We start from the raw sequence: 15,489 nt of genomic DNA on the forward strand, positions 1-15,489 counted from the left end.
CACTTGTGAGGGACAGGAGAGAAGACATGAGCAAGGTCTGGTTCGTCACAGGGTCCTCCCGCGGGTTCGGTCGCGAGCTGGTGCGTGCCGCACTGGCCGCCGGTGACCGTGTCGCGGCCACCGCACGCCGACCCGAACAACTCGACGACCTGGTGGGCGGCTACGGCGATCGGATCGCCGCGCTGCCACTGGATGTCACCGACCCGGACGCGGCTCGCGCGGCGATCGCGTCCGCGCGCGAACGGTTCGGCCGCCTCGACGTCGTGGTCAACAACGCCGGCTACGCCAACGTGGCACCCATCGAGACCGGCGACGACGCCGACTTCCGCGCCCAGTTCGAGACGAACTTCTGGGGTGTCGTGCACGTGTCGAAGGCCGCCATCCCGGTACTGCGCGCCCAGGGCGGCGGGCTGATCATCCAGTTCTCCTCGATGGGCGGCCGGGTCGGCGGATCGGCGGGTATCGCGTCGTATCAGGCCGCGAAATTCGCGATCGACGGATTCTCGCGGGTGCTGCAGACCGAGACGGCCCCGTTCGGTATCAAGCTGCTCGTCGTCGAACCGAGCGGGTTCGCGACCGATTGGGCCGGTGCCTCGATGGAGGTGGCCGACATCCCCGAGCGGTACGCGAGCACGGTGGGCGCCATGAACACCGTGCGAAGGACGGGGGCGGTCACCGCGGGTGATCCGGTCCGCGCCGCCGAGATCCTGGTCCGGCTGTCACGCCGGGACGACCTTCCGTATCACCTGCCGCTGGGGGTGAACGCCGTGGAGGGCTCGATCCGCCAGGACGAACTCCTCCTCGCCGAGGACCGCAAATGGGCCGCCGTGGGGCGGTCGGCGGATTTCGCCGAGCCCTATCCGGTCGATTTCCCGGCCTGACCGCTACTGGGTGGCCAGCCAATCGGTGAACCGGGTCTGGGCGAGCACCGCTGCAGGCCCGGTCACCAGGCTGTCCTGGTCGACGACCGTGCCGAAGTACGTGGCCGCCGGATCGATGACCAGCGGGGTGTCCTCACCGCGCTGCGCAAGTACCGCGCGGACCAGTTCGGCGAAGCTGAGCTTCTCCGGCCCACCGATGTTGACGATGCCGTTGATCGGCGGCCGTTGGGCCACCCGGGCAAGTTCGGCGGCGACCTCGGCCGACGCGATCGGCTGGATCCGGGCGTCCGGAGCGTGGATCACGTCACCGGAACGCAGGGAATCGGTGATCGCGCCGCCGAATTCGTGGAATTGCGTCGCCCGCACGATGGTGTGCGGTAGGCCGGAGTCGGTGATGATCCGCTCCTGAGCCACCTTCGCCCGCAGGTAGCCGCTGTCGGGCAGGCCGTCGGTGCCCACGATGGACAGCGCCACATAATGCCCGACGCCGGCGCCCCGGGCCGTCTGAACCAGATTCGTCGACGAGGCGGTGAAGAACGCGAGCACGGGCTCGTCCTCGAAGGACGGCGAGTTGGTGACGTCGATGAGGACGTCGGCACCGTTGGACGCCTCGGCGAGGCCTTCGCCGGTCAGCACGTTTGCGCCGGTACGCAACGATGCGCCCACCACGTCATGGCCGGCCACGGTGAGCAGTTCGACGACCTGCGAGCCGATGAGCCCGGATGCTCCGAACACCGTGATCCTCATGATTGTTCTCCTTGCCAGAGGTGTGTACCTGGTATCAGCCTGCCCCCGGGTGGCACTCGGCCGAGCCCTTGAAAATCCGTGGTAGTCCGCGATGAGGTCTACACGTGCCCGCGAATTACGTATACGGTCTAACTATGAGTGGAGTGTCGGTGATCACAGGTGGCGCGGGCGGTATGGGACGGGCCACGGCCAAGATCGTCGGGCGGGACCACACCGTGGTGCTGGCCGACAACAGGGCAGACCGGCTGGCCGCCGCGACCGCCGAATTGTCCAATCTCGGAGTGCCGGCCACCGCGGTGCACTGCGATGTCACCGACCGGGCGGCGGTGGGGGCATTGTTCGAGACCGCGGCGAGGCTGGGGGCGATCGCCTCGGTGATCCACACCGCGGGTGTGAGCCCCAGCATGGGCGACGCCGATTACGTGATGCGGACCAACGCCCTGGGCACCGTCAACGTCAACGAGGCCTTTTTCGCCATCGCGGGCGAGGGCTCGGTGATCGTCAATGTCGCGTCGATGGCGGCCTATCTGATGCCCGAGGAACTCATTCCGGCAGCACAGTTCCCCCTGGCGCTGACCGACGCTCCCGCCTTCGCCGACGCGATGCGGGCGGCGTACGCGATCGCCCCGGAGGAGGCTCGCTCCGGGATGTCCTACGCGGTGAGCAAGGGCTTCGTGAAGTGGTACACGTCATCTCAGGCCGAACGTTTCAACACCCGCGGGCTGCGGATCGTCTCGGTGTCCCCGGGGTCGGTGGACACCGAGATGGGGAAGCTGGAAGCGGACGCGGGGGCCGGGGCCATGGTGGCCGACTTCGCCGTGCCCCGCTGGGGCAAGGCCGAGGAGATGGCCGAACTGTTCGCCTTCTGCGCCAGCGACCGGGCGGGCTACCTGACCGGCACCGACATCCTCAACGACGGCGGAGTGGTCGCGTCCATGCGCGAACGTGTCCGGGTCGCAGCCGAAAAAGCCTGAGTCACCAGACTCGCACGTAATCGACGAGCATGTCGGCCGGATAGGTCCCGGCGCCCGGGTCGCCACCGCCGGACCCGGCCACCGCCAGATCCAGCACCGGAAACAGTTGGTAGCCAGGCTGATTGAACTGCCAGTCCGGTAGCGCATGCGCGGGCACGTTGAAATACGGCTGGGCACCGTCGGTGTAGTCCCGCCAGAACCGCATACCCGCGTCATCCCACTGCACCCGCCACGTGTGCCACGCACTGTCGACGCTGATCGTCTGGCTGACGTGCTCGCCGCCGTTGAGCTTGGCGTGCACCGCGGTACCGGGGGCCCATTTGCCGTTGCCGTACCACTCCATGATGTCGACCTCCCCACCGATGGTGGGGTCGTTGTTGGCCAGGTACCAGGCCGGCCAGCTGCCCGGGGTGAGGCAGTTCAGCTTGATCCGGGCTTCCCAGTTGTGCCCGATGCCGCCCCGCCACTTCCCGAACAGCTTGCCGCTGTAGAAGGTGTTGCCGTCTTTCGCGGCGCGGAACACCAGGTTGGACTTGCCGTCGACGAAAACATTGCGGCGATCATCGCGGTACTGACCGACATTGCCGGGCAGCTCCCAGAACGTCGGATCCTCCATCGACTCGCGGGCCAGCGCCACTTCCCATTTCGACGCGTCGGGCGCCGAACCGGCTGGCCCGTCGAACTCGTCGGCGAACAGGTAGCCGCCAGCCGGCGCGGCGGGCGGGGGAGCGACAGGGGCGGCCTGCGCCAAGGGCGTGGGCATGGCGGCGGTCAGCGCGCCGATACCGGTCAGCAACATCATGTCGCGACGATTCATCTGGGGACTCCGTTCAGTCGCCGACCGCAACGAGATTCGAGGCCTGCGGGACGATCAGCACCGGGATATCGGTGTGCGCGACGACCGCCGCCGCGACGCTGCCCTGCAGGTGGCCCAGTAATCCGTTGCGACGGTGCGGTCCGAGCACGATCAGGCTTGCGTGGTGTTCCTTGGCCGTCGCGACGATGCCATGCCAGGTCGGCGACGCCTCGACTGCCTTACTGCACACCGCAAATCCTGCCTCGGCGGCCAGCGTTGCGCCATAGGCGGCGGTCTGCTCGGCGGATCGGCGCACCTCAGCGGCTTTGTCGGCATCCAGATGGCGGCCGTCGGCGGGGGTGAATCCGACGTCGACGGGCTGCCAGACGCACAGCACGAGGGCCTGGCGGCCGGGTGGCAGCGCCGCCGCGGCTGCGGTGATGGCGGCGGCGGCCCGCTCGGTGCCGTCGTAGGCGATGACCACGGGGCCGGGGGAGTCGGTGGCGAAGGAGGGTGGCGGTGGTGCCACGGCCGGTGCCGGTTCGGCCTCCGGCGCCGGCGCCGGAAGGCCGCGCAGGCGCGCCAGCAGCGGCGGCGAGTACCAGGCCGGGGATTCACCGTCCAAGAACAGGTCCAGGTCGGGGGTCTGCGGGCGGGCTCCGCTCAGTGCGTAGACGGCGACACCGAAGACGGCGCCGGCGATCGACAGCCCGAACCCGATCCACAGGGCGATACCGGTGCCGGTGACCAGGTCGTCCGCGGCGGTCGCCGCGAAGTGGGCGAAGATCGGCGCCACCATGAACGCCGCGACGGCGCGCAGCAACTCGATGATGGCGAACACCCGCTGCAGGCTGTTGGACTGAAGCGAGAAACCGGCCACGAACAAGGCCGGCGCCACTGTGGCCCCCAGTGCCAGACCGGTCAGCGCCGAGCCGAGCAGGGCCAGCGGCTGATTGCCCGGTAACGACAGCCGGAACACCAGGATCCCGGCGGCCAGCAGCGCCATCCCGACCAGCGGCAGGTAGTGCATCGCACGCCGGGAGATCACGATGCCGAACACCACGGCCATCACCACCGCGCCGCCCAGCTCGGGCAGATAGATCAGCCCGACCTGTACGGGGCTGAAGCTCAGCAGGAAGACGTTGGCGGTCAGCGCGGTGGCGGCCACCGATGCGGCTGCGGCGAACAAGGCGACGCCGACGCCGGCGACCGGGATGGAACTGGTGAGCATGGTGCGGATGGTCAGCAGCGGGCGGCGGGCCCGGAACTGGTAGACGATCAGCGCGACGATCAGCGCCAGGCCGCCGAGCATGGGGCCCGTCACGGCCATATCGCCGAAACCGTGGGTGGTCAGTTGTGCGGCGCCGACGAATGCCGCGGTGCAGCCGGCGGTGGCCAGGGCGATCGCCCACAGGTCGCGCGGTGCGTTCGGGTCGGCGGGCGGCGCGTCGTCGAAGGTGAGGGCGGCCAGGATGAGCGCCGTCAATGCGATCGCGGCGACGATCCAGAACAGCGGTCGCCAGGCATGCGATTCGGCCTGCACACCGCCGACGAACGGACCGAGTGCGACGGCCCCGAACACGCACATGTTCATGATGACGGCGGTGTTGCGCAGCTTGTCGCGGGGGAAGCCGATGGTGAGCGGCGGCGCGGCCGCGATGAGCAGCATGCTGGTGGCCAGCCCCTGCAGGACGTGACCGCCGATGAACATCCCCGCGTTTTGCGCCGAGGCGGCCAGCACCGAACCCACGACGAGCAGCACGGCGTAGCCGAGCAGCATCCGGCGCTGGGGCAGGTGCTGGGCGAACTGGACCGCGAGCACCGTGCCCACGGCATAGGCAGCGTTGCCCAGCCCGGCGGACAGGCTCATCTGCTGGGCGGTCATGTGCAGATCTGCGGAGATGATCGGCACCAGCGGATCGAGTGCCGCCGACAGCGCGAGATAGGGGATGAGCGCCAGCGTGACCATGGCGGCCACGGCCGGATACCGTCCGGCCAGAGGTCCTTGGCGCATCAGAACAGCCCGAAACTGTGAATTTGCTGGCAACTCGGCACGGTAAGCGGCCGGCTGGACATCCGGTTCGGGTCGGCCACGTGTCGCTGCAACTCCTTCGGGCGGGCATTTGTTCCCGGGCGTTGCCCGGGATTGCCCCATGGTCGATAGCTCGGTTCTATTACCCACGCCGAGAATCATTTTCATCGGTGGGACGATCGCGGTAACGGCATCGTCAACCGCGCAGACAGGTCAATGCTATCGGTCTTCGCGCGCCTGGGCGGACTCAGGTCGAGTTCGGGATGCCGAGCAAACCGCGTATTTCGTTCACGGACACTAATTAGCTGCGGGAATCGGGGTCGGCCCACCAGTCGAGCACCCTGGTCCCGAAGAACGTCAGCCACTTCGAGGGTTCACCGGCGGGCATCCTGATCAGGTCGCGCTCGACCTGCCAGCGCGCAGCGCAGGATCGGCGTCGGCAAGCCAGCTGACCAGCGCATCAGATGCCATGTGGCCACCGTAGCCAACGGCGGCGTGCCGCACCTCACGTAACGCTGCAGCCGCTGGTGACGATCATGTATTCGTGATTCGTCGGGTGTTAGCAGTGGTTGCGGGGGCGCTTCTCGCGCCCGGTCTCATCGGTCTGTCCGCCGGCCCGGCCTCGGCAGCCCCCGGATGCGGGGACTACCACTGGATCGGCGCCGCCGGCTCCGGCCAGCGTGATGGTGCCGCCCTGGCTGCCAACGCCGGGATGGGCGATGTGGTCTACCAGTCCTATCTGCAGATGCGCTCGGCGCTGGCCGCCGGCGGGCGGACCCTCACCGCCGAAGCCGTGCAGTACCCGGCCGCCCCCGTCCCGGCCGACGGCGGGCTACGCGGGTGGATGAACTTCATGGACAGCGTGCATGCGGGCACCGATGCCACCGCCCATCAGCTGACGGCCTTCACCGCACGGTGCCCCACGACCAAGGTGATCCTGGCGGGATACTCGCAGGGCGCCATGGTGATTCATCGCAACCTGCACGACCTCGCCGACGATCCCCAGGTGGTGGCTGCCCTGCTGGTCGCCGACGGTGACCGGCTGCCCGGCGACACCACCATCAACATGGGTTCGGCGGCGCTGGCGCCAAGTGTGGGTAAAGGTGTCGCACAAGAGCATTCGTTCCTGGCGTCGACGGACACCTCGACGCTGCCGGCGCGGATCGGCGCGCGGACCGTCAGCGTGTGCGATGTGGGCGACCCGGTCTGCGATGCCGTCCCCGATCAGGACGCCATGTCCCCCGCCGGTATCGCCGTGCACACCGGCTACGCGCCGGCCACCGACGGTCTGCACGCCTGGGGCGCGCCGCTGTACAACCTGGTGCTGGCCGACCAAACCGACACCGAACTACAGCCCGCGCAGAGCCTCCGGTAGCGGACCGGTGTGCAGCACGCCGAGACGCTGGGTGGCACGCGTCAGCGCGACGTAGAGGTCGGCGGATCCGCGTGTACCGCCCTCGGCCAGGATCCGTTGCGGTTCGACCACCAGTACGGCGTCGTACTCCAGGCCTTTGGTCTGTGACGCGGGCACGGTGCCCGGCACGCCGGGCGGTCCGATCACCACGCAGGTGCCGGGCAGGCGGTCCTCCTCGGCCACGAACTGCGCTATCGCCGAAGGTAGTTCACCCGCGTCGACCTGCCGTGCCCACGGTGCGAAGCCTGATGCCCGCACCGATTCCGGCGGGGTCACCTCGGGTGCGAACTCCGCGAGCAGGGCTGCCGCGACGGCCATGATCTCCGCGGGGGTTCGGTAGTTCACCGACAGCGAGCGGTACACCCACCGGCCCGGGACGTACGGTGCCAGCATGGCATCCCAGGACCGCGCACCGGCTTCGGAACGGCGCTGGGCCAGATCGCCGACGATGGTGAACGACCGTGCGGGGCAGCGCCGCATCAGCACCCGCCAGTCCATCTCGGACAGTTCCTGCGCCTCGTCGACCACCACATGCCGGTACGTCCAATCCCGGTCGGCGGCAGCGCGTTCGACGAGATCGCGGGTATCGCGTTCGGAGAACCTGTCGGCGAGGTCCTCGGCCGCCAGGATGTCCTGGGCGAGCAACCGGTCCTCATCGTCCATCAGTTCCTCGCGGGCGACCATCAGGTCCAGGACGCCCTTGGCGTAGGCCTCCTGCTTCTTGCGTTCGCGGGCGGCGGCCCGGTCGGCGGCCTTGTCCCGGCCGAGCAGGTCGACCAGTTCGTCGAGCAGCGGTACGTCCGACACCGTCCACGCCTGTCCGTCCGCCCGCCAGAGCGCCTCGTCGGCACCCGCGGCACGCAACCGCTCCTTCGACGAATACAGCTGCGAAAGAACGGATTCCGGCGTCAGCAGCGGCCACAGCTCGTCGATGGCGGCGTGGAACGCGGTGTTCTCGGCGAGATCCTCGAGCAGGTCGGTACGCATCTGCTCCCAGGCGTTCTTGTCCGACCGGGACAGCCAGCCCCGGCCGATACGGGCGATGGCCCGCTCGGTCAGGACGTAGGTGACGATATCGATGAAGACCGCGCGGGCCTGATTGTGCGGATGGCCGCTGCCACGCGCCTCTTCCCGGGCCCACTGCGCCGTCTCCGCGTCGATGCGCACCGTGACATCCGAGAGCTCGATGGTCAGCGGCTCCTCGGGCAGGCGTTGGCGGTCGGCGACCGCCGCGGCGAGCACATCGAGCATGCGCAGCGAGCCCTTGATCCGCGCCACGGTGGGGGCGTCCTCGGCGGTGACCCGCAGGCCGGGCACCAGGTCGCCGGTGGTGGTGAACACCACGTCGGTCTCGCCGAGGGAGGGCAGCACCCGGCCGATGTGCTCCAGGAAGGCCGGGCTCGGCCCGACGACCAGCGCGCCGTGACGCTCGATCTGCTCCCGGCGGGTGTAGAGCAGATAGGCCACCCGGTGCAGGGCCACCACGGTCTTTCCGGTGCCGGGTCCACCCTCGATCACCAGCACTCCGGGATGGTCCAGCCGGATGATCTCGTCCTGTTCGGCCTGGATGGTCGCGACGATGTCCCGCATCCCGTCACCGCGCGGGGCGTTGACCGCCGCCAGCAGCGCGGCGTCCCCACCGGTGGCGGCATCGGGGCGGCCCAGCACCTCGTCGGTGAAGCTGACCAATCGCCTTCCGAGCGTGCGGAATTGGCGCCGCAGCCGCATACTCTCCGGGTTCGCCGCGGTGGCCGTGTAGAACGCCCGCGATGCCGGGGCGCGCCAGTCCTGCAGCAGTGGCTCGTAGCCGTCCTCCGGATCGAACAGGCCGAGCCGCCCGATGTACATCCGCTCGCCGGAATCGGAGTCCAGCCGCCCGAAGCACAGCCCGCTGTCCGCGACATCGAGGCGATTCATCTCCCGCGCGAGAGCCCGCACGCCGACATCGCGTTCCAGCAGTGTGGCGCCGTCCTGGGCGTCGATATCACCGCGCAGCGCGGCGTCGTAACGTTGTTTGGCCGCCGAGCGCTCGGTGTCCAGCCGGGTATACAGGCGGTCCACGTACTGCCGTTCCGACCGCAGTTCGTCGTCGTAATCTCCGCTAGTCACAGTTTCCCCCAACGCGCCCGAGCGTCCGTGAGTTCCAGGCCAGGGGAGTCAGGCACGCAGGGGCGCACCGCCCGGCAGGCGCCGCTCGACGATACCGGTCAGCTGGGCCATCGCGTCGGCGTCGCCGGTGACCTCCAGATCACCCCTGGCGATGGCCTCACCCAAGGTGAGGTGTCGCCCGGCGATCGCGAGGAACGTCGCAGCGGTGGTCCGGACGGTGACGTCGGACGCGGGGGCGGCGCCGGCCTTGACCCGCAGCCGGCCGTCGCGGACGTGCAGACAGGCGGTGCTGCCGTCGATGTGGAACTGGTAGACCGCGGCGAAATCGGCGGGTATCTCGTCGTCGTCGGCGGCGGCCAGGAAGCCGAGCGCCCACTCGGCGCGGAAGGTCTCCTCGACGGACTCGACGCCGGCCATCTGGTGCCGCGCGCCCCAGAGTGCGAGCGGGACCGTGGCCTGCGCGAGTTCGATGCCCGACGGGGTGAGTTCGTAGGCCACTGCCGCATTGGGCTGGTCGAGGATGAGCTTGCGTGCGACCACGCCGTCGGCCTCCAGCTGCCGGACCCGGGTGGCCAGCAGGCTGGTGCCGATACCGGTCAGCGCGTCCGCGAGCTGCGTGTACCGCTTCGGCCCGGATGCCAGCTCCCGGACTATCAGCAGCGTCCAGCGTTCGCCCACCACATCGAGGGCGTGGGCGAGACCGCAGAACTGACCGTAATTGCGCCGGGACATGCCGAGAAGCCTACCGCAGAGCTCCTTAATGCTTGTGCGAACTGAAATAAGATAGTGTTCACTTCAATTTCTTATGTTAGATTTCCGGCAGGAGAGACGACGAGGAGATGTCATGGCTGCATCGATCGGTGCCGGAACCCATGCCGGCACAGCTGGGCCGGCTCGCCGGCTGGTGATGACCCTGGTGATGAGGTTGGGGCACGTGCTGGCGCGCGAATGGATCGCCGAGTCCGGGCAGCCGGACCCCGGGGCGCGACGGCGGCGGTACTACCCGCCCAGGCGGGACCGCGTCATCGAAGAGGCTGCGATGTCACGCGAGATGTATCGGCTCTGACCCCGCGCGCCTGTCGAGCACCGACAGCGTGCGCTGCGCCCAGCGGATGTTCTCCTCTTCGAAGGCGATGCCGCGCAGCAGGGTCAGGTAGGGGCCGATCCGTGTGCCGTTGGCGAGATGGTCGTCCTCGTCCCGGCCGGCGAGCAGGCGCACCCGCATCCGTTCGTAGCGTTCGAGTTTGGTCTGTGACCATGCGAGCTGCTCGGCCACCAGGCCGCGGACGGCGGTAGCGTCACCGCCGTCGAGGGCGTTGACCTTGATGAGCAACTCGTCGCGGAAGGTCGAGGGTTTCGGCGGTGCGGCGGTGAACGCCATGATGGCCGCGTGCCCGGCCGGTGTCAGCGAGAAGATCCGCTTGTTGGGCCGGCGTTCCTGCTGGACGACCCGGGCTTCGATGAGGCCATCGGCGGCCAGTCGATCCAATTCTCGGTACAGCTGTTGTGGGGTGGCGGTCCAGAAGTTGGCCACCGAGGCGTGGAAGGACTTGGCCAGGTCGTAGCCCGACGATTCACCGTCGAGCAGGGCGGCCAGCACCGCGTCGCGTAGTGCCACCCGGCTACTGTACTGTCATCCACACCTATTCAACAATGTGACTATGTGAGGTGCCGGATGCATCCCTTCCGTCAAGCCGTCGAAGTCCGCGATCCCGACGCGATGGCCGCCCAGCTGGCCGACGATGTGGTGTTCACCAGCCCGGTGGCCTTCAAGCCGTATCCGGGTAAACCGATCACCGCGGCCATCCTGCGCGGGGTGCTGCGGGTCTTCGAGGACTTCCGCTACATCCGCGAGATCAACGACGGACACGATCACGCGCTGGTCTTCGAGGCGACGGTGTCCGGTAAGCGGATCACCGGTTGCGACTTCATCCACACCAACGACGCCGGCCTCATCGACGACTTCATGGTGATGGTCCGACCGCTCTCCGGGGCGCAGGCGCTGTCCGAGGCGATGGCCGCCCAGTTCGAACAGATCCAGCGCGAGGCGCTGGCGGAGGTGCAGAACCGATGAAGATCGGGCTGGGTATCAACTACGCCGGCGGATTCAAAGAGGTCGCGGCCGAGGTCGCCGACCTCGAACGCGCCGGCTTGGACATCGTGTTCGTCCCGGAGGCGTACTCGTTCGATGCGGTGAGCGCACTGGGCTATCTGGCGGCCAGCACCGAACGGGTGCAACTGGCCTCGGGCATCATGCAGCTCTACACCCGCACCCCCACCCTGACCGCGATGACGGCCGCCGGACTGGATTACGTGTCCGACGGCCGGTTCATCCTCGGCCTGGGAGCCTCCGGGCCGCAGGTCATCGAGGGCTTCCACGGGGTGCCGTACGACGCACCGATCGCCCGGACCCGCGAGGTGGTGCAGATCTGCCGGCAGGTCTGGCGTCGCGAACGGCTGCAGTTCGACGGTGAGCACTACACCATCCCGCTGCCCAAGGACCGCGGCACCGGACTGGGCAAACCGCTCAAGCTGATCAACGAGCCGGTCCGGGAACGGGTCCCGATCCTGCTGGCCGCCCTGGGGCCCAAGAACGTTGAGCTGACCGCCGAGATCGCCGAAGGTTGGCAGCCCATCTTCTTCCTGCCGGAGAAGGCCGGTGACGTCTGGGGCCGGGCGCTGGCGGCCGGGCGTGCCAAGCGCGATCCGGCGCTGGGCGAACTGGACATCTACGCCGGGCCGGTGCTCGCCATCGGCGATGACGTCGAACCGCTCCGCGAGTTCGTCAAACCCCATCTGGCGCTGTATATCGGCGGGATGGGCGCGAAGGGCAAGAACTTCTACCACTCGCTGGCCACCAGCTACGGCTACGGACCGCGGGCCGACCGCATCCAGGAGCTCTACCTGGCCGGCGAGAAGGAGGCCGCCGCCAAGGCGGTGCCCGACGAGCTGGTACGCGATGTCTCGCTCATCGGCTCAGCGGGATTCGTCAAGGAGCGGGTCGCCGCGTTCCGGGAGGCGGGTGTGACGGCACTCAACGTCGTGCCGATCGCCGAGACGCCCGCCGCCCGGATCAAGCTGATCGAGACGCTGCGCGAACTGGTTTAACGCTGGCCGGCCTGGTCGATGGGCTGGGCCGCGGTACGGCCGCCCAGCCGGCTGACCACGTAGTCGGCCGCCTGGTCGGTGAGGCCGCTGGCGGCGTACGAACCGTGGGCGCCCTGGTCATGACCGGTCGGCGAGCACACCGGATCTTCCGGGATGCACAGGTCGTCGGTCTTGCCCGCATACCGGGAGCCGACGGTGATCGGTGGCGCGCCGGTGTAGATCATCTGCAGGAAGCCGCTGGACGGTTTGCCGAACAGCGCCACCGCGGCAACGTGATCGGCCACCGACGGCGGCATCGGTCCGGTGAGACCCGAGGGCAGCGCGAAGCCCGCCGGCACGGCATCGGCCGTGATGTAGGCGGCCACCGCCGCACCCTGCGAGAAACCACCGAGCACGATCTTGGTGTCCGGGCAGGCGGACGCGGTGGCCTTCACCTTGTTGCTGGCGTCGATCACCCCGTCGGCCGCCGTCGAGAAATCGAGGGAGGCAGGGTAGTTCACGGCGTAGACGTCCACCGTCTTACCCGGGGTCTTGGCCCGGAGAGAATCCACGAACGCCCCGCCGGTACCGCCGATACCTGCCGGCTCAAACGTCCCGCGCGCGAAGACGACCTGCACGTCCGGACACGCGCCGGCCGGATCTGCCACAGCCTGACCAGCGCCGGCGAGTGAGCCCGCCGCCGCGCACACCGCCGCTGCCGCGGCGCCCAACCAATGATCAATCCGATTTTTCACAACTGCTCCACACTTTGTCCCCGACCCGCGGTGGCGCCAGTGCCCCGCGCTAAGCACGAACGGAATACCCAGGAAATCCTCATCTGAACCCCCAAGTGCTGCCCGGTGACGATCAGTCGAGCCGCCCGGCACCGGTCATCCGCACCACCGGAAATCCTTCCTCATCCGAGGCGGCCAGGTCCACCTCCATTTCGAATCCCCAGTCATGATCACCGGCGGGGTCGTCGAGGATCTGCCGCACCCGCCACACCTCGGGTTGGCGGTCGAAGATCAGCAGGGCGGGCCCCCGGGCGTCGGCGCCGGTGCCCACGTCGTCGTGTTCTTGGGCATACGCCGCCCCGACCTCTTCCCAACGGTGTGCCGGCCAGCCCGAACCGGCATCCAGCGCGCCCAGATCTGCCCAGCGCCGGCGCGCGAACAACTCGACCCGCCGGAACAGCGCGTTACGCACCATCGCCGTGAACGCACGTTCGTTGGCGGTCAGCGCACGCACCGGCACGGTCACCGGCGCAGCATCGGGTTGGTCACCGCTGGTGAGCTGCTCCCATTCGTCGAGCAGGCTCGAATCGACCTGACGCACAAGCTCACCGAGCCACTCGACGATATCGATGAGCTCCTCGGTACGTGCGGTGGCGGCCACCCCGGACCGCAGCGCCTTGAACGCGTCGGAGAGGTAGCGCAGCACCGCTCCCTCCGACCTGGTCAAGCCATACTCGCTGACGAACTCCCGGAAGGTCTGCGCCCGCTCCCACATCTCGCGCACGATCGACTTCGGTGCGAGTTTCCCGTCGGCGGCCCACGGATTGGTGCGCAGGTACACCCCGAAGGTGTACTCGAGCATCTCCTGCAGCGGTTTGGGATAGGTCACCTCATCGAGCAGCTCGATACGCTCGTCGTACTCGATGCCGTCGGCCTTCATCTGCGCCACGGCCTCGCCGCGGGCCTTGTTCAACTGCGCGGCCAGGATCTGGCGCGGATCCTCCAGCGTGGCCTCGATCACCGAAACCACGTCGCGCGCATAGGTTTGCGCTTCGGTGTCGAGCACGTCGACGGCAGCCAGCGCGAAGGTCGACAGCGGTTGGTTGAGGGCGAAGTCGGGCGGTAGGTCGACGGTCAGCCGGTACCTTCTGCCGTCGGGCTCGGGTTCGGGCAGCCGTTCCAGGATCCCGGCCTGCAGCAGCGAGCGGGCGATGCCCACCGCTTCCAGAATGAGCTTGAGCTGGCGTTTGCGCGGTTCGTGGTTGTCGGTGAGCAGCCGGCGCATGGACTCGAACGGGTTCCCGGGCCGGTCGACGACGTCCAGGATCATGGCCGTGGACACCCGCATATTGCTGGTCAACGGCTCGGGTGCGGCTTCGACCAGCCGTGTCATGGTCGCCTCGCTCCACGGCACCATGCCTTCGGGTACCTTGCGGCGCACCAGTTTTCGCCGCTTCTTGGGGTCGTCGGCCACTTTGGCGAACTGTTTGAGGTTCTCCACCTCGTGGTCGGGGGCCTGCACGACGACGGTGCCCGCGGTGTCGTAACCGGCCCGGCCGGCCCGGCCGGCGATCTGATGGAACTCCCGGGCCTTGAGCAGTCGGGTGCGGGTGCCGTCGTACTTCGACAGTGCGGTGAACACCACCGTCCGGATGGGCACGTTGATGCCGACGCCGAGCGTGTCGGTGCCGCAGATGATCTTGAGCAGGCCGGCCTGCGCCAGCTGTTCGACCAACCGCCGGTACTTGGGCAGCATGCCCGCGTGGTGCACCCCGATACCGTGGCGCACCAGCCGGGACAGCGTGGTGCCGAACGCCGTCGAAAATCGGAAGTTGCCGATGGCCTCGGCGATCGCGGCCTTCTCCTCCTTGGTGCAGACGTTCACGCTCATCAGCGCCTGGGCCCGCTCCAGGGCGGAGGCCTGGGTGAAATGCACCACGTAGATGGGCACCTGCTTGGTGTTCAGCAGGTCGCCGATGGTCTCGTGCATCGGTGTGGTGGCGTAGGAGTAGAACAGCGGCACGGGGCGCTGCGCGCCGGCCACCAGTGCCGTGGGCCGGCCGGTGCGCCGGGTCAGGTCTTCGCGGAGGAAGGTGACGTCGCCCAGGGTGGCCGACATCAGCAGGAACTGCGCACGGGGCAACTCCAGCAGCGGCACCTGCCAGGCCCAGCCGCGGTCGGGGTCACCGTAGAAGTGGAACTCGTCCATCACGATGAGGTCGGTGGCCGTGCTTTCCGGACCGCCCTCGCGCAGCGCGACATTGGCCAGGATCTCGGCGGTGCACGCGATGATGGGCGCACTCGCGTTGACGGCCGCGTCGCCGGTGAGCATGCCGACATTGGCCGCCCCGAACACGTCGCACAGTGCGAAGAACTTCTCACTGACCAAGGCTTTGATCGGCGCCGTGTAATAGCTGCGCCGGCCGCCGGCCAGCGCCGCGTACTGCGCACCGGTGGCCACCAACGACTTCCCGGACCCGGTCGGGGTGGCCAGCACGACATTGGCGCCGCTGACCAATTCGATCAGCGCCTCTTCCTGCGCCGGGTAGAGCGTGGTCCCGCAGCGCTGCGCCCAATCGGCGAACGAGACGAACAATTCGTCGGGATCGGCACCCAGTGCGCGCAGCGCGGTCAGGTCAGCGGGGTCTTCGAGCAGGGCGGCAGTGGTGGTCATGTCCTGTCCAGCCTGCCTGACAGACCTGACGCTTTCATCCG

At 68.5% G+C, this 15,489-nt stretch carries 14 protein-coding genes; 6 read left to right on the forward strand and 8 right to left on the reverse strand.

The genetic code is table 11. The features are described from left to right. The first annotated feature begins 26 nt into the window (after positions 1–26). Positions 27–881, forward strand: a complete 855-nt coding sequence (locus tag QN239_RS03160) for an SDR family NAD(P)-dependent oxidoreductase (protein WP_499008143.1) — start codon at positions 27–29, stop codon at positions 879–881. Between the two features lie 3 nt (positions 882–884). Here QN239_RS03160 and QN239_RS03165 read toward each other — a convergent pair whose 3' ends face one another. Next, on the reverse strand, positions 885–1,628 hold the full coding sequence (locus QN239_RS03165) for an SDR family oxidoreductase (RefSeq protein WP_499008144.1): 744 nt from the start codon (positions 1,626–1,628) through the stop codon (positions 885–887). 134 nt (positions 1,629–1,762) lie between these two features. On the opposite strand from QN239_RS03165, the gene QN239_RS03170 reads away from it, so the two are divergent. After that, positions 1,763–2,602 carry an SDR family oxidoreductase gene (locus tag QN239_RS03170; RefSeq protein WP_499008145.1) on the forward strand — a complete coding sequence of 280 codons (840 nt, stop codon included), beginning with the start codon at positions 1,763–1,765 and terminating at the stop codon, positions 2,600–2,602. Position 2,603: 1 nt separating this feature from the next. Here QN239_RS03170 and QN239_RS03175 read toward each other — a convergent pair whose 3' ends face one another. Both QN239_RS03175 and QN239_RS03180 read right to left on the reverse strand, forming a co-directional pair. Continuing rightward, the gene (locus QN239_RS03175) at positions 2,604–3,419 is read right to left on the reverse strand and encodes a glycoside hydrolase family 16 protein (protein ID WP_499008146.1); all 816 of its coding nucleotides are present in this window, start codon (positions 3,417–3,419) and stop codon (positions 2,604–2,606) included. Positions 3,420–3,432: 13 nt separating this feature from the next. Then, positions 3,433–5,412, reverse strand: a complete 1,980-nt coding sequence (locus QN239_RS03180) for an MFS transporter (RefSeq protein WP_499008147.1) — start codon at positions 5,410–5,412, stop codon at positions 3,433–3,435. A 583-nt stretch (positions 5,413–5,995) separates the two neighbouring features. Here QN239_RS03180 and QN239_RS03185 point away from each other — a divergent pair. Further along, positions 5,996–6,805 carry a cutinase family protein gene (locus QN239_RS03185; RefSeq protein ID WP_499008148.1) on the forward strand — a complete coding sequence of 270 codons (810 nt, stop codon included), beginning with the start codon at positions 5,996–5,998 and terminating at the stop codon, positions 6,803–6,805. Here the strand turns inward: QN239_RS03185 and helR are convergent. Both helR and QN239_RS03195 read right to left on the reverse strand, forming a co-directional pair. Then, positions 6,779–8,953 (reverse strand): RNA polymerase recycling motor ATPase HelR, encoded by a 2,175-nt coding sequence (gene helR, locus QN239_RS03190; RefSeq protein ID WP_499008149.1) that lies wholly within the window; start codon positions 8,951–8,953, stop codon positions 6,779–6,781. The genes QN239_RS03185 and helR overlap by 27 nt on opposite strands. Before the next feature lie 48 nt (positions 8,954–9,001). Then, positions 9,002–9,685: an HxlR-like winged helix-turn-helix transcriptional regulator gene (locus QN239_RS03195; RefSeq protein WP_499008150.1), complete on the reverse strand. Its 684-nt coding sequence runs from the start codon at positions 9,683–9,685 to the stop codon at positions 9,002–9,004. Between the two features lie 112 nt (positions 9,686–9,797). Here QN239_RS03195 and QN239_RS03200 point away from each other — a divergent pair, with 112 nt between their 5' ends. Continuing rightward, positions 9,798–10,019, forward strand: a complete 222-nt coding sequence (locus QN239_RS03200; RefSeq protein ID WP_090359297.1) for a hypothetical protein — start codon at positions 9,798–9,800, stop codon at positions 10,017–10,019. On the opposite strand, the gene QN239_RS03205 is transcribed toward QN239_RS03200, so the two are convergent. Continuing rightward, positions 9,996–10,571: a PadR family transcriptional regulator gene (locus QN239_RS03205; protein WP_499008151.1), complete on the reverse strand. Its 576-nt coding sequence runs from the start codon at positions 10,569–10,571 to the stop codon at positions 9,996–9,998. The genes QN239_RS03200 and QN239_RS03205 overlap by 24 nt on opposite strands. Positions 10,572–10,628: 57 nt before the next feature. Here QN239_RS03205 and QN239_RS03210 point away from each other — a divergent pair, with 57 nt between their 5' ends. Continuing rightward, a complete protein-coding gene (locus QN239_RS03210; RefSeq protein WP_499008152.1) occupies positions 10,629–11,027 on the forward strand; it encodes a nuclear transport factor 2 family protein in 399 nt (132 codons plus the stop codon). Next, positions 11,024–12,061 (forward strand): LLM class F420-dependent oxidoreductase, encoded by a 1,038-nt coding sequence (locus tag QN239_RS03215; protein ID WP_499008153.1) that lies wholly within the window; start codon positions 11,024–11,026, stop codon positions 12,059–12,061. Before QN239_RS03210 ends, QN239_RS03215 begins: the two co-directional genes overlap by 4 nt. Here the strand turns inward: QN239_RS03215 and QN239_RS03220 are convergent. Then, the gene (locus QN239_RS03220; protein ID WP_499016532.1) at positions 12,058–12,750 is read right to left on the reverse strand and encodes a cutinase family protein; all 693 of its coding nucleotides are present in this window, start codon (positions 12,748–12,750) and stop codon (positions 12,058–12,060) included. The genes QN239_RS03215 and QN239_RS03220 overlap by 4 nt on opposite strands. Positions 12,751–12,907: 157 nt before the next feature. Then, entirely contained in the window at positions 12,908–15,448 is a 2,541-nt protein-coding gene (locus QN239_RS03225) for a DEAD/DEAH box helicase (RefSeq protein WP_499008154.1), read from the reverse strand. Positions 15,449–15,489 lie beyond the last annotated feature (41 nt).

This window comes from Mycolicibacterium sp. Y3, from assembly GCF_051188035.1.
Classification (GTDB): Bacteria; Actinomycetota; Actinomycetes; order Mycobacteriales; family Mycobacteriaceae; genus Mycobacterium; species Mycobacterium fluoranthenivorans.